12 protein-coding genes are annotated in these 18866 nt (G+C 38.3%); 1 reads left to right on the top strand and 11 read right to left on the bottom strand.

Annotation, left to right across the window (positions count from 1 at the left end):
• Positions 1–255: 255 nt before the first annotated feature.
• Positions 256–1092 (bottom strand): helix-turn-helix domain-containing protein, encoded by an 837-nt coding sequence (locus BR73_RS0109970; protein WP_033165406.1) that lies wholly within the window; start codon positions 1090–1092, stop codon positions 256–258.
• 306 nt (positions 1093–1398) lie between these two features.
• Between BR73_RS0109970 and BR73_RS0109965 the strand changes: the two genes are divergently transcribed.
• Positions 1399–3477, top strand: coding sequence for a beta-galactosidase (locus BR73_RS0109965; RefSeq protein ID WP_033165405.1), 2079 nt, complete (start codon positions 1399–1401; stop codon positions 3475–3477).
• Positions 3478–3953: 476 nt separating this feature from the next.
• Here BR73_RS0109965 and BR73_RS0109960 read toward each other — a convergent pair whose 3' ends face one another.
• The 10 genes from BR73_RS0109960 to BR73_RS0109915 all read right to left on the bottom strand — a co-directional run bounded on the left by BR73_RS0109960 (position 3954) and on the right by BR73_RS0109915 (position 18854).
• The gene (locus BR73_RS0109960; protein ID WP_033165404.1) at positions 3954–4928 is read right to left on the bottom strand and encodes a carbohydrate kinase; all 975 of its coding nucleotides are present in this window, start codon (positions 4926–4928) and stop codon (positions 3954–3956) included.
• Between the two features lie 116 nt (positions 4929–5044).
• Entirely contained in the window at positions 5045–6505 is a 1461-nt protein-coding gene (locus BR73_RS0109955) for a glycoside hydrolase family 32 protein (protein ID WP_033165403.1), read from the bottom strand.
• A 74-nt stretch (positions 6506–6579) separates the two neighbouring features.
• Positions 6580–7680, bottom strand: coding sequence for a glycoside hydrolase family 172 protein (locus BR73_RS0109950; RefSeq protein WP_033165402.1), 1101 nt, complete (start codon positions 7678–7680; stop codon positions 6580–6582).
• A 331-nt stretch (positions 7681–8011) separates the two neighbouring features.
• The gene (locus tag BR73_RS0109945; protein ID WP_033167284.1) at positions 8012–9436 is read right to left on the bottom strand and encodes a glycoside hydrolase family 32 protein; all 1425 of its coding nucleotides are present in this window, start codon (positions 9434–9436) and stop codon (positions 8012–8014) included.
• 4 nt (positions 9437–9440) lie between these two features.
• Positions 9441–10328, bottom strand: a complete 888-nt coding sequence (locus BR73_RS0109940) for a glycyl-radical enzyme activating protein (protein WP_033165401.1) — start codon at positions 10326–10328, stop codon at positions 9441–9443.
• Positions 10329–10345: 17 nt separating this feature from the next.
• Complete coding sequence (locus tag BR73_RS0109935) at positions 10346–12367, bottom strand: pyruvate formate lyase family protein (RefSeq protein WP_033165400.1); 2022 nt, start codon at positions 12365–12367, stop codon at positions 10346–10348.
• A gap of 296 nt (positions 12368–12663) precedes the next feature.
• Positions 12664–14826, bottom strand: coding sequence for a GH32 C-terminal domain-containing protein (locus BR73_RS0109930; protein WP_033165399.1), 2163 nt, complete (start codon positions 14824–14826; stop codon positions 12664–12666).
• 367 nt (positions 14827–15193) lie between these two features.
• Positions 15194–16825: an extracellular solute-binding protein gene (locus tag BR73_RS0109925; protein ID WP_033165398.1), complete on the bottom strand. Its 1632-nt coding sequence runs from the start codon at positions 16823–16825 to the stop codon at positions 15194–15196.
• A gap of 58 nt (positions 16826–16883) precedes the next feature.
• Positions 16884–17795: a carbohydrate ABC transporter permease gene (locus BR73_RS0109920; protein ID WP_033165397.1), complete on the bottom strand. Its 912-nt coding sequence runs from the start codon at positions 17793–17795 to the stop codon at positions 16884–16886.
• A gap of 111 nt (positions 17796–17906) precedes the next feature.
• On the bottom strand, positions 17907–18854 hold the full coding sequence (locus BR73_RS0109915) for an ABC transporter permease subunit (RefSeq protein WP_051685099.1): 948 nt from the start codon (positions 18852–18854) through the stop codon (positions 17907–17909).
• Positions 18855–18866 lie beyond the last annotated feature (12 nt).

Raw genomic sequence — 18866 nt, 5'->3', positions numbered from 1 at the left:
ATAAATATTTGGATTACATTATGTATGTGAGTTCACTTTGCGCTTTTGCCACCTCCTCAAAGTGATTTTGGGCCAAAAAATTCCTCCAGGAATTTCTCCTGAAGCATAAGGCTGGTTCTGCTAATTCGCTACTGTAAATAAACTGCCTGAAACATTAAAGCTTGCGAATTTCATGATTGACAATAATCTTCATTTGCAGCCTAATACAAGATATTTAGCCCACTTAAGAGACGTTAAAAGTTTTAATCTTATCATTTACAATTGATGCTTTCGCCTGTATTCTGCCGGTGTCAGCCCTTCATTTTCAAGAAACAACCTTCCGAAGTAACTGATACTGGGATATCCGCATTCCAGTGCAATTTGTTTTACCGTCCAATTCCGGTTTTCCATCAACAGCTGCTTGGATTTCTGTAAACGGCAAAGCATAATAAAATTGGTCGGGGTCATTCCAGTGGTTTTTTTAAACATTTTGCAAAAATAATAAGTGCTTATGCTTAATTCATCTGCCCAAAATTTTAATTCAAAGGGCTTTGTAGACATTTCTCGCATTTTCGGCAATATTCTTATCACTCTATTATAAATATCCAAACCTTTATTTACAGTAAGGGGTTCTGCCTGGCATATAAATTCTGAAATAATACCATAGGTTAGTGTGGAAAGAGTGGATTGATGCAGAATTGCATGTTTTTCTGCTTCTTCCAGGAGATTTATGATAGTTTGTTTTACTTTATCCCATAATTTGAGCGTCCATACATTTGAGGAATGAAGTTCTCTTTCAATAAAAAATTCATTCAGATAAGTCCCATTAAAATGAACCCATAAGATTTCCCAGGGATTTTCAACATCCGAATAATAGTACTGCTCTTCTTGTGGAAAATAGAGAAAGGCATCTCCCTGTTGTAAAATATAAAGCTGTTTATCGGATTTTAAATATCCTTTTCCATTAATAACAACATGAAGATTAAAATATTGGAATTCCTCTTTCTTTCTGATGGCACAATGACCGGGTTCCTCTTTATACCATCCCACCGATTCTGGAAAACAGAAATAAGGATTTTCATGTATCATGGGTAAAAATATCTGTCTTCTCATAACTTCTCCTGTCTGTTATTTATCTATCATAAGTCAATTCCTTTTATTAAACAAGGTTATAAAATGCCATAAACTATTTCTTATATTGAATAGGTTAACAAAGTATAATTCAAATTGCTTTAACTTACCTGATTAATTTTATTTAGGAATTTAATATATACTTTTAAACCTAACTATTAATAGCAATATACTTATATAAATACCAATATAGGTATATATACTATGTCTATTTCTTATTATACAATAACAATATAGTACTATTCAATGATATCCATAGCAAAATTAGCATACAATTAGGAGGTCAATATGACAGTAATACATAATAGTTCATCAGAAAAATCTTTTCTATTAACCAAACCCACTTTAGGAGTTTGTTATTACCCGGAACACTGGCCGGAAAATTTATGGGAAGACGACCTTGATAGAATGCTTGAACTTGGAATTGAAGTTATAAGAATAGCAGAATTTGCCTGGAATAAATTTGAGCCAGCAGAAGGTGTTTATACCTATGACTTCTTTGACCGTTTTTTAGACCTTGCCCACCAAAAAGGCATGAAAGTAATTTTCTGTACTCCTACTGCAACACCCCCAGCCTGGCTTACACATAAATACCCGGAATCTCTAAACGCTAAAGAGGACGGTACTTTATACCGTCATGGAATGCGTAAACACAGCACTCATAATTCCCTGGTCTTTCAAGAATTTACGAAAAAAATCGTTGATAAAATTGCTTCTCACTACTGCTCCCATCCTGCTATCATTGGTTGGCAGATTGATAATGAGTTAAATTGTGAAATAAATGTATTTTATTCTGAATCCGATCATGCCGCTTTTCGTACATACCTTAAAAATAAGTTTCAGACACTGGATAAATTAAATGAATGTATGGGTACTGCATTTTGGAATCAAACTTATACTTCCTGGGAGGAATTACATCTGACCCGTCCAACAGTCAGCAATTCCAATAATCCACATTTGTCCCTGGAAGAAAAGCGGTTTATCTCTAAAAGTACCATAGAATACTGCAAATTACAGGCAGACATCATTAGAAAGTATAAGACTGCGCACCAGTTTATAACCACTAATGGCATTTTCGGACATTTGGATAATCACGAAATGACACAGTCTACCCTTGACTTTATAACCTATGATTCCTATCCCAATTTTGCTTACGATACCTGGACAGAACCCAAGAAACCGGGGAATCTTAATGACCGCAGAACTTCCTGGAACCTTATGAAAACCAGGTCCATTTCCCCTGTCTTTGGTATCATGGAACAACAATCCGGCCCAGGGGGCTGGGATTCCAGACTGAAACAACCAGCTCCGAAACCTGGTCAGATGAGGCTGTGGACTTTCCAGTCTCTGGCCCACGGTGCTGATTTTATCAGTTATTTCCGCTGGAGAACCAGCTGGATCGGAACAGAAATTTACTGGCATGGCTTAAACGGTTATTCAAACGAACCCAATAGACGTCTTCAAGAATTAAGTACAATTCGCGATGACTTTAATAGGCTTACGGAAGTTGCTGGTGCTCATTATAAAGCGGAAGTTGCCGTAGTGAAAGATTACGATAACAGTTGGGATGGTGAGCAGGATAAATGGCATGGACCATTGGATGATTTCAGTGACAATGGTTGGTTTACGGCCGCTCAGTTAACCCATACCCCTATGGATTTCTTTTATCTGCAAAATAACGATACAAATAAAACTACCCTGGAGGATTTAATGAAGTACAAACTTCTAGTCTATCCTCATGCAACCATTCTGACCCAGGAAACTGCCGACTTATTAAAAACTTATGTGGAAAAAGGTGGTATACTGATTATGGGATCCCGCACTGGTTATAAAGACGAATATGGACGCTGCCCCATGTTCCCTTTGCCTGGTTTTGCAGGTGATATATGTGGTGTGAAAGTCACTGACTATACCCTGGTTGGTCCTGCTGATGAGGACGAATATGCCCTTTGGGATGGAGAAAAATTAGAAGCACCTATTTTTAATGACATTCTTAAAGCCAGGGAAGGTGCCAAAGTTTTAGCTACCTTTAAAGGTAACTATTATGATGGTGAACCGGCATTGGTGGAAAATACTATCGGCACTGGGAAGGCTTATTATTTTGGAGCTGGGTTTTCCACGCAAACAGCAGAAATATTCCTAAGAAAACTTGGGTTTGCAACTCCATATAAAGATGTGATAGAATTACCGAAAGAAATAGAGCTTGCCATAAGAAATAAACAAAACCAGGACTATATTTTTGTTCTAAATTATATGCCTTATAGTATGGAGATAGATGTGAAAAAAACAATGACCGATTTGCTCACCGGTGAGGAAGTTCATGGTAAAACGCAACTTGTTAAATATGGGGTAATGGTATTAAAGTGATGGCAAATACTCATAGTAAGAGATTTCTCCTTCATTGTTTTTGTATAACCAAAATAGGTGAGTAATCTTGTGCAGTGAAGCCCCTTATTTTTGTCTATCGCTGAACAATATTTAAGGTACTGTCTGTTAATGAACAGTACCTTAAATATTGCTCATTGCACCAGTAGACTTCTTAAAATAAAATATGTTGTATAATATCCTTGGCTTACTCTATAGATAGAGATAAAGCACCTATATATCATGCTATTTTTGCAATGAATCCCTATATTGCAAGAAGTATGGAATATTATGTTATGAAAAAGCAGAAAAGAATCTGAGCCGTACATCCCCAGTTTGTCAAGAAATTCTTAACAGCCGGGTAGGTGTTCTAAGATTTTTTTATGCTTTAAAACAAAACCCGTAAAAATGAGGGATACTTATGTCCGATTTTTTCTTTTTTAAAAAGAAGAATTTCAAGATACTTCTTAGTTACTGAATTATCTTTTCTGTATCTTACTCCGTATAAAGGCTTTCACCTCATTTACATCAGGCATGACCCGTAAAGCACCTTTTCTGGTTGTAATTATTGACGCTGCTGCATTTGCAAAAGTCAGCATTTCTAATAATCTATCTTCATTCATATTATCAAGTCCATATTTTAATATAAAGTTCAGGCAGCAGCCTCCAAAGGTATCTCCAGCACCTGTTGTTTCTATGGTGTTCTCCTGAAGGAATGATGGCACTTCCACACGTTTATCCTTATAATAAGCACGGCTTCCGTCGCGTCCCATGGACAGTAAAATAAGCGGTATGTTATACTCCGCTTTCAATTTTGCTATACCTGCATCGAAATCATTCTCTCTGGTAAACCATCTGATTTCATTGTCAGAAATTTTTAACACATCGCACTGTGATAATCCAAACTCAACCTGTTTTTTCGCAGCTTCGAGAGAATTCCATAGTGGCTCCCGGAGGTTTGGGTCAAAGGATATTACTGCACCGTTTTCTTTCGCCAGCCGGATTGCTTTTTTTGTTGCATTCCTGACTGTTTCATGAGTCATGGAAAGGGTTCCGAAATGAAAAATACAGGCTTCCTTTACTAAATTATCCTGCACTTCATCTGCTGTTAACATCATATCTGCACCGGGATTACGGTAAAATGAAAAATCACGGTCTCCATTTTTTAAAGTCTGAACAAAAGCCAGGGTTGTATTTACTTCTTTATCCAAAATCAGATTGGCAGTATTTATTCCCGCTTCCTCCAAGGCTGCTCTTAATTTTATACCAAATAAATCCTGACCTACTTTACCTATAAATGAAGTTTTATGTCCGAATTTATTTAACATTGCAAGAACATTGCAGGGAGCCCCGCCGGGATTTGCCTCAAATATAGTATTTCCCTGAGCACTTAATCCGTTATCCGTAAAATCAATCAATAATTCTCCCAGAGCAATTACGTCAAATTTTTTCATTTCGTTCCTCCTTATTTTTTACGGTTTACACTAGCCGCCTGTGATAAAAAGAAAGATACCGCACCAGAAACATTAATAAAGCATGGATTAATCTCTCTTTGTGCGGTTCCATTCTATCAAACGATTATGTCATGTTTGAGGATATCTATCGTTGCTAATCCTTCACTTAGGAAACAGATACTCTCCGCCTCCAAAGAAGTATAAATCAGGGAAGTCATAGCCTGTTCTCCATCATTTACAAAAATCTCCACCGAATATTTATCCATTAAGATACGTAACTTAATTCTCCCGCCCTGTTCTTTTACTTTCATAGTACGTGTGTGTATGCTATCCCTGGTAAAACCAGAGTAAGTACGGTCAAAAGTAAGCGTGTTTTCTCTGGGATCATAAATAATTTCAGAGAAAAACCGACTATCTGCTGCCAGTCTGACAGTGAATCGCCTGTAATTACCAGCTTCAATTTCTACCGTAAAGTCCAGTTCCCTGCCGCGTATACCCTCAAATTCTTTTCGTCCATTTATTGCTTCAGCCTCATATTTAACTTCATTCTGATAATACTGTTCCAATTCCTTTACCGGGTTCTGATACAATCTATTGTTTACAAGTTTAATTTCCCTTGGAATAGTCATAAGACCCGACCATATAAAATCGGCTGGGGTTATATGATTATCCCAGCTTTGCATCCAGGCAATCATAATCCTTCTACCATCTTCCGTTTCCAATGTCTGAGGTGCATAAAAATCCAGTCCGTAATCAATTGCAGCTGCCTGTTTTCTGATTAATGTATTATTATCCCTGTCAAGTTCTCCAACTATGTATAATGTATTATTACCATTGTGAAATTCCATTCCAATAGCTGTCATTTCCTGGGGTGACGTAATCAATACATGCTCACCATCTATGGTAAATAAATCAGGGCATTCCCACATCTTCCCATGGATATTTTGACTGCTGTCTACAATACTTACGAAACTCCATTCCTTGGCATCTTTAGAAGTAAATAATGCAATCTGACCACTGGAATCGCTGCTTCTGCTGCCAACTACCGCATAAAAATCTTCTCCCTCTTTCCATATCTTAGGATCTCTGAAATCTTCCCTGCTGCTTCCTTCCGGGAGTAAATCGCTGGTAATTACCGGGTTACAGTCCAGTTTTTCATAATTAATACCATCTCCTACAGCAATACACTGTACCTGTCTGACTCCGGTACCCTCATCCGTTTCTGCTGCCGATACACCTGTATACATCAGGATATGTTTTCCATCCTGTTCCACTGCACTGCCGGAAAAACATCCCTTCCCGTCATAATCGGAATCCGGTGCCAAAGCGCAGGGTAACTGCTCCCATTTAATAAAATCCTTGGATTTACTGTGTCCCCAGTGCATTGGTCCCCAAACAGTACTATAGGGATGATACTGGTAAAATAAATGATATTCTCCCTGATACAGGGAAAAACCATTGGGATCATTTATCCAGCCAACGGGAGCGCACACGTGAAAGGAGGGTTTTTGTCCTTCCGGTATTTGTACCCTTGCTTCTCTCTCATATTTTCTGGCTTTTTCTAAAGCTTCACTCATTCTTATTTCCACCTTTATATTTTTGTAATTAATTATCCTCAGTTTACGATTTTCCTTTTACCTTATAACTCTCATCATCTTGGCCAGCGTTCTTTGCGCTCCATAAGGGGGCCGAAAGGCTTGTGAGGCTCTGCCTGATACCAGTAGGCAACGGTAGCCACATCATCCTGCCTTTCAAATAATCCGCCGTGATAGACTCCGATCTGCTGAATTGTTACCTTTAAATCTTCTTCGAATATAACCGGTTCCATCACATGCCAGCGGTAGAAACTTCTCTGGGGCAGCTGGTCATCATTATGGTAATCGTTATGAATAAAGGTATCATGATGGGAATAATACGGATATCCCATATAAGGAGTACAGTAGGTATTTTCTACGGTTTTTCCGTTTTCCTGGGTTGCATAACTCCAGGCTCCGCCAAAATAATCTTCCGTTCCTGTTCCACAGATAGTGGGATATTTCTCATCTCCGTCCAAATAGAACTTCACTTCCCCTTCTCCGTACCAGTAACGTTCCAAAGTAGTCAGTGCCATATAGGTTCCTACATACTGTCCTTTTCCCTGAACCCCATCTAATATGACATAATCCTTACCTTTTTCCGTAAGACGCTGCCGTCTCCATTGTGCATGAAAATAACCGGTGTTTGCCGGAAGTTCCTCATAAAGGCAATAATCCACCTGATAGAAAAATGCCGGAATGTCTTCATCGTTCTGATTTTCAATGGTTATCTTTGCTTTATTTCCAAATGGCATTGGGAAATAACTGTTAAAACCTCTGGTGGGATTTACAACGATAGGAACTGAATTGACAGGATAAGAAACACCAAAACCACAGCAGAAAAAGTCCCCCAAAGGGCTTTCTACAGAAGGAGTTTCTTCTCCATCCCAGTACATGCGCAATACAAGATCTCTTAACACATAGCGGTTACGTTCACTGGTCCGGTCAGTAACGGTGATCCATATATGTTGGATTACACCTGGGCCGGTTATCTCAGCCAAGGTTATGGTCTCACCGGCTGAGATTTTCGGTATACAGGGAGAACCTTTCCTGGAGGGACCAAGGTCACTGGCAGCCATACCTCCTTTTCCCTTTTCACCGGTTCTGTTTTCCCAATTGATTGCTCTGCTTTTCCCATTCTTTAATATGGGTAATGCCGACATGCTGTTATGAAACATTACTATGCCCTCCTGCTATTGTCTCTATTTTAATTACTATTTTATTTCTATTATAATTTCTAATTTATTGATATTATAATTTGCGCTACTATAATTTCTAATTTATTGCACTATTTTATTGTTATTAATTTCTATTTATTGCTATTTTTATTTTCTATTTTATTGCTATTTTATTTCTACTTATTGCTATTTTTATTTTCTATTTTATTGTTATTTTATTTCTCTTTTTTATAACAGGATAAGTGTTATCCAATGTTTGGTTCACTGTGTATTATACAGTTACTATCGAAAAATACCTGTATTCTTAGACATTTGACACCAGTTCTATCACTTATTCTTCAATTATAATATCTTTTACTTCCAGTATACCTTCTGAAACAAAAAATCCCAACTGGCGTCCTTTTTCATTATACATACGGAATCCAAAAGCCAGGTCATGATTTACATACAGTACGGCCAGGGTTCCTTGTATATAAACAGCAAGCTCATATTCTTTATCTGCTTCCAGTTTTAACGGACGTTCCAATTCTACCGCATAGGGGAACAGCTGTCCGCCCTGTTCATACATTCTCAGTCCGGAGCGGAATTGAATCCTGTTATACCAGGGCTCAAACATCAGATAATATCCCTGTGCAAACGTATCATCCACTTGCAGTGCAATTCCGAATCTGGTAGGATTTCCGGTATATTTTAACTTTGCTTTAATACAGCACACCTCCGGAATCCGATTTCCAACCGCAGAGGAAAATCCATCTAAAGATGAACAAAGTGCCATATCATCCTTCATCTTCCAGGTACCGGTTAATGGTTTTATGGCAGCTTTCTGTTTTTTGAAAAAAGCTTTTTCCACACTTTCAACCGGGCACACTCCCAGCGTACCATCCGGATGCTGTACAATTTTATGAACAACAAGAGAACCACCCCAGTTCCAGGTTTTATAATCATTTCCAAAATCCTTACTGGGATCAAATTTCCAGCTATCTTCCCCTCTAGTGGGATTCCATCCATAAACATAATGGTCTTTCCCGTCAAAGCCGGTTTTTGCGGCATAAAAAGCTCTGCCATCGAAAGTATCTATTTCCGGACGTAACCAGGGCCCCTTTAAAGAACGGCTCATGCGGTAATATGTACTAAAGCCGTCGGTATAGTTGGAATACACCAGATAATACCAGTCACCTATTTTAAATAAATCCGGGCATTCATTGGCTGCCTGGTTCATACGGGGTGCATACATGGGTGATTGGTATTCCCATCCGGACAGATCTTCGGATACACATAAAGCAACGCAACCGTTTCTTTCTGTGGGGGCATTTTCCCGTGCTGCCAGAAGCATCCACCATTTTTGTTCCTCTTCATTCCAGAAAACAAAAGGGTCTCTCCAATCAGACATTTTATATATTACCCCGTCCGGCCCGAATTTATCTTCTATGATATCGTCCCAATGGGTTAAATCTGTACTGACAGCATGCCTGACCCACTGTGCCGGCGGATCCTGGTCAAAGGTACAATAAAACATATGATAGATCCCCTCTGCCTTTATGACAGAACCGGTGCCTCCCTGTATGTTTGTCGGAACTTCTTTGTAGCTCCGGTTATCCTTTGTTGTAATCCGGTGCCATCCATATAGGATTTGCTCCTTTGGGGCATCAGGATTCCAGTTCTTTAAATAATAATGGTCAAATTGATTTTCTGCTTCATTGTAAAAAGGTATTACATCACCGATTTTTGCATGTTTCGGTGTATAGAATAATTCCATGCTTTCAACTCCTTTCAAACCGATTTTTTGCCTGCTCTATCAGCATATCTAAATTTGTGTGATTATTATATTCCGGAATGTTTTTACCTAAAGCTTTATATTTTGCACTTCCATAATTTGAAACAGGAATCATATCAATGCGTTCAAGTCCTCTTAAATCCTGTAAAAATATTTTTCGTTTTTTCATTTCATTAACCGAATCATTGATTTCCTCAATAATCGGCATTCGAATAATCATTCTCGCCCCCAAATCAGATAGTTTTTTTATGTTAACGAGAAGATTCTTATTGCTGGCTCCAGTCATGGCAATATGCAGTTGTTCATCCATACACTTCAGATCAATTAAGTATAGATCAGTATAAGGAGTTATACTTTCGACCATATCCCACTCTACATTCAGTGTCGTGTCCAGACAAACTGAGATTCCTGCCTGTTTGCAGCAGCTCATAATTTCCTTCAAATAATCCTGCTGTAATAAAGGTTCTCCTCCGGAAAAGGTAACACCACCCAGTTCTCCATAACAGCATCTGTCTCGCATTATTTCCTTGAATACTTCTTCTACATTCATACTCTTTCCGTTAAGCTTAAAACTATTTGTACAACAAATTTCCTGGCATTGTTGTTTATTACTGCAGTTCTTACATAGTTCTAAATTTATTTTATGGCTTTTATCAGTAAAAGAATGTGCCCCTCTTTGGCAGATTGCCTCACATTGCCTGCAAAGAATGCAGCTGTTTTCAAAAAACATCATCTCGGGTTTCTTTGATTGAGACTCCGGATTATGACACCAGCCGCATTTCATATGACAGCCTTTAAAAAAAACGGTCGTTCTTATTCCCGGACCATCATGGATACAATATCTTTGTATCTCCATAATAATTGCTGTATTCATTTATTTCCCTCAATTATTTAGCTTATCCGTCTGATAATATGTTCCTGCAATTCTTCATCCAGCTCAACAAATCTGGCATTAAATCCCCAAACCCGGACCACCAAATCCGGATAATGTTCCGGATGTTTTTTAACCTCTATCAATTCTTCCCTGCTATACATGGAAATATTGAGTACCGGTATTCCCTGTTCTCTGGCTGCTGATAACATACGATACAGTATTTTATCCTTCTCTGCTCCCATAATGAAACTTCCTTTATCCAGGGTTAAATGAAGGGGGGAGGAGGCATACCCATCCCTCATAGGCAGCTTCGATGCAGATTCTAAAATGGCGGTTGGACCTTTCTTTGCCATACCCGGTGTCGGAGAGCAATGCTCACCGATTGGATCTCTGAATTTACGCCCATCCGGAGTAGCACCTGTGATGCTCGCTGCTATCTTAAAGTCGATATCATATAATCCAGGCCATACACACTTACCACTCTCAACTCGGTATTTGTTTACAAGTTCAATAAATTTAGCGGCTATTCCGGCTGCTATTGCATCTACCTGCTCCTCACCGTTTCCATATTTGGGGCAATGGAGAAGTCTCTGTCTTAACACTTCCTGCCTTTTAAAATCACAGGCCAGTGCCTCCACCAATTCCTTCATGGTACACCATTTGTTTTCATAAACTGCTGTTTGAATACCCATTAAACAATCCGCAGCAGTACCTATGCTGCCGGATAATAATTGATAATTACCCACTAAAAAGCCGCCGCCCCGAAGCGGATCCCTGCCGCTTTCCAAACAAAGTTTCAGGCTTCCTCCAACTAACGGGGAAGTAACCGTATATTCCTCATCCTCTTCTATTTTTTTGTCAATTAACTGCAGCCACCTGGTAATCTGGAATGTCAACTGTCTCTCAAAAGCAGCATATACTTCCTCAAAAGATTCCATCCCCGTAACATCACCTGATTCATAACCAAGTACCAAAGCTGTCTTTGGTTCCATAATTGGTCCAAGCTGTCTTGATTTTTTCATTTTAACAGGACAAATACTTGGATTTTCTCTTCCGTTAAAAAGAGTTAATTCCACAGTTTTTACCATTTCATGCTGTAAAAAGGTAATACTGCTTGCACCGTCAATAACGGTTTCTGTGCAGCCATCATTGGCATACCTGCAGGCTAATTCATGTGAAATACCTGCCTGTTCCATTGCCGGAATGATATTATCATCAAAATATAAGGTTGGCTGCCCTTTACCAGTGCCTAAAAGCTCCACACACTTCTTGATTAATTTCTCGGGACTGTTTTTATGCAGTCTTACATTTAGATGAGGTTCTGCATCTCCTAACTTTTCGTAAACCTCCAGAAATAAATAAGTAACTTCATTTGTCTCATCGTTACCACTTGCATCCTGCCCCGATAACATAAGATTTCTAAGTGTATCTCCTGTACCCATTTCATTAAGATGCTTATAAAACTCCATAATCAGTTCAATCATTTTTCCTTTATCTATGAACCCATTCTTTTTTTCATTTTCATAAAACGGAAAGAGTTTTTGATCCAAACGGCCAATACATCCATTTCCAAATGGATTTCTAATAACATACATAAACCAAAACAATTGTAAAGCCTGGGCAAATGTTTCAGGCGCTCCCTGTGTTAAAGCTTTGCAATTACCAGCGATCTCTTCAAGCCTGACTTTTTCATCCATAACTGAAGTTTCTTCAGACATTGTTTTGGCAAGAGCTGCATGCTTCTCAATATAGGTAAGTATTTCCTTATACACATCCTGAACAGCTTGTAAATATCCTTCCTCTGCCTTTATATCCTCAAGAGCTGCTTCCGACTTCTGAATAATTCCCCTTATACCGTATTGAAAAAAGGCATCTCCAAGGGGAAAGTGCATATTATCAAATTCAAACATTTCCCATAAATAACTACCCTTTTCACACCTCGTATGCCAGCCTGCCAATAATCCTTGGCTGGGAATATAAATCTCATTCTTTGACATGGATTCACGGAATAATTCCATATACTTGTCAATACGATTCATCTTATCAAGGCCTCCACTCGTTCGCACATACTTAACTATGCGCATTCAATAATAGTCCTAATACATTTTGTTCTGGCTTGGACATCCGGCTCATTTATTAATTATTGCTTTTCCATCTATAAATAACTCTATGCCCATAAAAGAGACTAGATTTGGGTAGATATGGGATGTTATGCTTGCTATATCATTCCCATTTAATATTTGTTAATATGTTAACTGCTATGAAGCAAGCAATAACTGAATCCATACTGTAATAATTGATAATTTGTATCTTTTTTTATAGTTGCTGGTACACTCTAGAAATATACATCATTCATGGACCATACCTGTATATGCTGAATTAGTATTTCTTCCTTTGAAACTATTTGTAAAGCTCTATCATTCTTTTCCGTATAATTTCTATGAGAGATTGCTTTCAACTCATTCAAATAAACTTCAATCATTGAATTATCCAGGAAATACTCCATAATGATTGGTTGATCACCGATATCTACAAAATCACATTCATTTCTTCGTACACTGACAAGTTTTATCTCTTCCGGCTGTGTCCCGGTCCGTACACCAAAGTGCTTTTCCGCTCTATCATAGAATACTTCCTCCGTTCCCTCCGTTCGATTAACTGCGATTCCGATAAAGTCACACTTACTTTCCAATTTAATGTATAATTGAGATGAAGTAATCTGTGCTAGTTTCCTATTCAGTTCATCTACCTCAATATCATAATCTTCAAGCAGAAGTTCCGATCTCAGTTGATAAACTTCACAAATTGGCCGAACTCCAAGTCTACCGCCAGAGGCATACAGCTCAACTGGCAGACCACCATTATGTGCCCACCCTGACTGAAACTCATCCTCGTGATTTCTCTTTCCCTGAGCAATCGTAAATACAACGCTTCGTTTATCCGGTGTCACAAAACCACTCGGTCCTGTGAATACGCCTGCTCCTAAATCAAGCAGCAACGCCTTCTCATGATGCTTCGTAAATCTTCTGCCCGCCGCATCCCAATCACCCTTCCAGTAATATGTATGAACGATATTATTCTCAATCTGGCATGCACAAAGTAATAGCACATGGAATGCAATTTTATTGCTTTCATTTCGTACCGGAAGTAATACTGGCAATTCCCATACATGCCCTACCTCTGTATTCTGTTCATAGGAATACTCCAGAATAAAACCTTCCTTTGTCCACGTTTTCTTGTCTTTAGAGGTATAGAGCATAGCATTCCCACCGCCATTGCCTGCATCCCCTGTACCAACCAACATAAAATAGGTATCCTCTTCTAGCCATACATATGGATCTCTGAACTCCCCGAGCCATCCATCGTCTATACCTTGCTTTACCGCTAACTTATTCTGCTTTTTCCATACTTCCAGATGATTATTCTTATCAAGGACAGCTTCTGCGATTGCTACTCCCTGGTTGGGAATACTCTTATTATTCCCCGCGGTATAAAAGATAGTAGGTATTCCATCCTTATCGATACAACTGCTGCCTGACCAGCATCCATCTGGATCCAGACTGTTTTCCTGGGTTTGTAATGCTAACGGAAGATCTCTCCAATGCATCATATCGGTGCTGACCATATGTCCCCACTGCAAATTATCAAATAATGGAGCATGCTGGTTTGCCTGGTAGAAAATATGGTAATATCCGTTAAAGTACATAGGGGCATGGGGTTCATTCATCCATTTCCCCGGTGCGATTAAATGATACCTTGGGCGATTGAAATCCTCCTTATATATGGTGCGGTCTAATACCGTGTTAACAGAACCAAAGTAATCCATCCTGCTCCTTTGTGCCTTATGCTCCTCTAAAACCTCCTGAATTGAGCTTGCTTTTGCATCTATAACCATAGAATGCATATATCCATGATAAGTGCCTTGCTTTGCAGCTCTGTGAAATCTGCCCCCATCTACGAATTTACCCACGTAACAGGGTATTTCTGTGTTTACTATACGGCTTCCTCGTGTAAACTGCTTTCGATTTGAAATCACTCCATTCACAAAGAGGGTAGACCAGCCTGCAGTACAATCGAATGTAACCGTCACAATATTCCACATATCCTTAACCAGATGATTATCAATTGATTCATATTCTACGGTACCGAAACCATCTGCAAAGCCCACAACCACTCTTCCTAACTTTGTTACTCCTATATAGAATCCTTTACGGTCCATTATGGAATACTGACTTACCAATCCGCTGACAACCGTTTCATAGCTAAGTGGTGCAATAATGCAGGTAACTGTAAGGTCTTTTGCCTGCTGTAAAATAGCAGGATTTCCCTCAAACCATGTTGCATAACCGTCAAATAAGAACGCGTCGGCTTCATTGCAGACAAGTGCCCTATTGGAGAATTCCTTCCCTTCATTAAGTCTAAACCTATCTATATTATGAAAATCTCTTAGTACAACCGTACCATTTACTTTTGTAAACTGGTAATTTAATAGTTCCAATATGTCACCTCCCTTTCTTGGCTGTAAATTTTGGAAAATATAATCAAAATTCATGATTCTCTGTTTCTTTATCAACTACATATGTATATGAAAGAATATGTTATCCATTGTTAAACATCCTACCAGAGAAGTAGCCCGTTGAATTATATTCTTAATCCTTGACTATAACTAATGTTTCTGAAAATAACTTTTTAACAGTTTCTTAAAGAAGTCAAGGAATTTATAGGCTGGATTAAATATGCGCTGACAAATGCAATCGAACTCATTTGTCAGCGTATTACGAACTAATTTATAGATTAAACATAGCTGTCTTATGGTCCTGCAACCATTTAACAAAGTCCTGCTGCCCCAAAGATATTCTGAAGAATTATTTTAATGCAGCCTGGTATCTGTCGTATGCATCCTGCCAAGCCTTAATTACTTCTTGTAAACCGATGCTGTCAAGTTGGCTTATATAAGAATCCCATTCTTCATCAATTCCACCTTCTGTTAACCATCTTGCAGTCTGTTCAGAGGTTAAAGACTGGATGTCACTAATGTATTCATTTATAGTTTCTGTTTCCTCTAAAGTGTAAGTTACACTTGGATAGTATTCAAAATTATCAACATTCTGAAACCAGAAATCTTTTAAATCCTTCAATCTTTGCTGTGCACGGTCCTCCATATAATAATAAGTACCGAAATCTGTGGATAATTGTCTTGTGGGACCGTATAATTCCAGCTTACTCTTTAGCTCACCTTCTGTCTCTCCTTCAGCAAGTGTTTTGGTTTTATATACACCGTTTTCATCCGGTTTTTCTGCGAAGAATTCTCCAATTGGACCATAGATAGCCTGCATACTATTAATGGGATCATATAATTGGTCTACCCATTTAAGAAGTAATTCAACATTTTTACATTCCTTAGTTACTGCAAAAGAAGCATGTGACGTTGTCCCCTGTTCATTCAGATTTACACCGCTGTTTCCCTGGGCATCGGTAAGAAAAGGCAGATACTCATAACTTGCAGCATGTTTGGAGCCAACTACCTCAGGAATCTCCCACCATACATATACGCCTAATTTTGCGTCGTCTGCGGAGCCTTTTGCAATGTACTGGCTTGAATCCTGAGAAAATGCTTCTGTATCAATGAGTCCTTCTTTATACCACTCATGGAAGTATTTAATCGCTGCTTTATAATTTTCAGTTGCTGCCTGATAATAGACCTTTCCATCCTTAATTGCACGGTGTTGATCATTGTAATCGGTAAATCCAAAAGCAGAGAACAAAGTTGTCATACCTGCACACCAGTTGCCATACATAAAGGATAATGGAATTTCATCGGATGGATCTCCATTTCCATTACAATCCTTATCCCTGAATGCAACCAGAACATCATGCAGTTCATCAATGGTTTTCGGCATTTCCATACCTACAGCTTTTAACCAGTCTTTATTTATGCTTGTAAATTGAGGAATTGCTCCAATATAATAGTCATTTCCGTTTGAATAGGTAAATCCCATCTCTGAGATACTTGGCAAAGAATAAATATGTCCGTCCGGCATCGTAGAAGTTGCTAACAGGTTAGGACGTTCTTCAATAACTTTCATTAAATTAGGCATTGTTTCTTTGTTGATATAATCTTCCAAAGGAATAAGCATACCACTTGCACCATATGTAATTAATTCATAATCAGTCAGTGAAGCCCCCATGATAGCATCCGGCAGATCGGAGCCTGTATTTAGCAGCAGATTCTTTTTCTCTGTCAGGGTATCACCGGATATACAATTCCAATCAATAGTTACTCCCATAGCTTCATTCATTTGTTTAATTAATGTTTTCTCGCTGTTATCTGGCGATAAAGAACTAATTCCCGCAAAAATACTGAAATTATTTGATTTTGTTTTGGTACTTTCTGCTGATTCTGACTTACCTTTACCGGAGTTGCTGCAACCACCCATAGCAACAATCACAGTTGTCAGAACCATTAAACTTAACAGCTTTTTAAAGTTTTTTCTCATTGTAAAACCCTCCTCTTAAATAATAATTTTTGTTACATGTAGCAGCTTTATGTTAAGGCTAGCCTTTAACAGCTCCAGCCATAAAGCCTTTTTCAAAATGCTTTTGTACAAAAGGATAGGCAATCAGCATGGGTACAGATCCTACTACAATCGAGGCAAATTTAATCATCTCGGTAATCCGGTTTGCTTCTGCATAACCTCCATCCATATTTCCTATCATCGTAGCTGTTGCCTGGCTTTTAATTAATATCTGCCTAAGAGCCAGCTGTAATGGATATTTCGCTTTATCTGTCATATAGATAAGGGATGTAAACCAATCATTCCAATACGCAACCATGGAATAAATAACCATAACTGCAATAATGGATTTTGACAAGGGCAAAACAATTTTAATAAAAGTACCCAGATTACTGCTGCCGTCAATTTGCGCCGCTTCATAAAGTTCTTCTGGTATACTGGTTTCAAAGAATGTCCGTGCTACAATTACATTAAATACTGCAACACCTCCCGGTAAAATAAGAGCCCAAAGGGAATTCATGAGTCCTGTTTTTGATACAACCAGGTAAGTAGGTATTAATCCTCCGCCAAAATACATGGTTATTACATAAAAAATCATAATAATTTTTCTGCCCGGTAAACTTTTTCTAGAAAGTGCATAGGAACTGGTAATAACTAATGCTACCGATATAAATGTCCCCAATACCGTATAATAAATACTGTTTATATAACCCATCGCAATGGATTTTTCTTCAAAAACTCTACGGTATCCTTCTAATGTAAATTTTGAAGGCAATAAAAAGGTTTTTCCGGCATACACATCATATGGATTGGATACTGACGCTATTAGAACGTAATACAAAGGATAAGCTACTATTATTACTAAACCAAGAAGGAATAATTTATTTCCAATTTCAAAGACTTTGTCTGAGCCCCCCAGAACACTTCCTCCGCTATTTCTTATTTTTTTCATATAATCTCCGTTCCGCCACTGCCATTTTCGGCACTAATAGTTATAAAAGTTTGTATTCTACCTGATAAAGAATTACAGTATGTAAACTTAAGTAAAATTAAATTACTTAGCCTATATAAAGCTAACATCCGAAATCTTTTTGCAGATTTTATTTACACAACCAAGTAATATCAGATTTATTGCCGTATTAAATAGTCCAACTGCTGTTGAAAAACTGTACATTGCTTTTAACATACCCTGTTCATAAACATAGGTTGCAATTATCTCAGAGGTTTCTTTATTTAAATTCGTCTGCAGCAGGAAAGCCTTATCAAAACCCACGCTCATTAAGCTTCCAAAGGACATTATTAACTGTATGACAATAATCGGTATCAACGCCGGAATATCAATGTGGAGCATTCTCTGCCAGGCAGTTGCACCATCCACTTTCGCTGCCTCGTGAAGTGATGCATCCACACAGGATAGTGTAGCCAGGTAAATAATCATTCCCCAACCTGCATCCTGCCAGATGCCGGAAGAAATGTATATGGACCGGAAGGCGCTTGCCTGGTCTATATAATTAATAGCTCCGCTTGCACCAAATATTTGGGCTAACTCATTAAGCAACCCTCCATTTGGAGATAAAAAAATTCGAAGCATACCGCATAATATCATTACTGATATAAAATGAGGTGCATATAATACTGTCTGGATAACTCTTTGAAACTTCTTTTGTCTCACCTGATTTACTAAAAGTGCCAAAATAATTGGTATTGGAAAAGACCAAAGGAGACTATATAGACTCAAAAGCACTGTATTCCGAATCATTCTAATACTTCGGTAATTATTGAAGAACTTCTCAAACCATTTTAATCCTACCCATGGACTTCCAAAGAAACCGTCAATCGGATTATAATCACGAAAAGCAATTTGAATTCCATACATAGGTATGTATTTATAGATTACAGTTAGTAAAATGCCTGGTAAAAGTAACAGGTAAAATTCCCAATGCTTTAGTATTCTCTTGCTTAATGATCTCTTAGAAATTGATAGCATTGATATTTTTTCTATTTTTTTCATTGAAACCTCCTC

It is taken from the genome of Clostridium sp. KNHs205, assembly GCF_000702945.1.
Taxonomy (GTDB): Bacteria; Bacillota; Clostridia; order Lachnospirales; family Lachnospiraceae; genus Anaerocolumna.
Note: the sequence above shows the minus strand (reverse complement) of the source record. Positions and strands in the feature narration are given on the sequence as shown.

Excerpts from the sequence above, each read along its gene's own strand:
- BR73_RS0109955 (WP_033165403.1), bottom strand. The coding sequence starts at position 6,505 with ATGAGTGAAGCTTTAGAAAAAGCCAGAAAATATGAGAGAGAAGCAAGG.
- BR73_RS0109950 (WP_033165402.1), bottom strand. The coding sequence starts at position 7,680 with ATGTTTCATAACAGCATGTCGGCATTACCCATATTAAAGAATGGGAAA.
- BR73_RS0109940 (WP_033165401.1), bottom strand. The coding sequence starts at position 10,328 with ATGAATACAGCAATTATTATGGAGATACAAAGATATTGTATCCATGAT.
- BR73_RS0109970 (WP_033165406.1), bottom strand. The coding sequence starts at position 1,092 with ATGAGAAGACAGATATTTTTACCCATGATACATGAAAATCCTTATTTC.
- BR73_RS0109960 (WP_033165404.1), bottom strand. The coding sequence starts at position 4,928 with ATGAAAAAATTTGACGTAATTGCTCTGGGAGAATTATTGATTGATTTT.
- BR73_RS0109945 (WP_033167284.1), bottom strand. The coding sequence starts at position 9,436 with ATGGAATTATTCTATACACCGAAACATGCAAAAATCGGTGATGTAATA.
- BR73_RS0109915 (WP_051685099.1), bottom strand. The coding sequence starts at position 18,854 with ATGAAAAAAATAGAAAAAATATCAATGCTATCAATTTCTAAGAGATCA.
- BR73_RS0109935 (WP_033165400.1), bottom strand. The coding sequence starts at position 12,367 with ATGAATCGTATTGACAAGTATATGGAATTATTCCGTGAATCCATGTCA.
- BR73_RS0109925 (WP_033165398.1), bottom strand. The coding sequence starts at position 16,825 with ATGAGAAAAAACTTTAAAAAGCTGTTAAGTTTAATGGTTCTGACAACT.
- BR73_RS0109920 (WP_033165397.1), bottom strand. The coding sequence starts at position 17,795 with ATGAAAAAAATAAGAAATAGCGGAGGAAGTGTTCTGGGGGGCTCAGAC.
- BR73_RS0109965 (WP_033165405.1), top strand. The coding sequence starts at position 1,399 with ATGACAGTAATACATAATAGTTCATCAGAAAAATCTTTTCTATTAACC.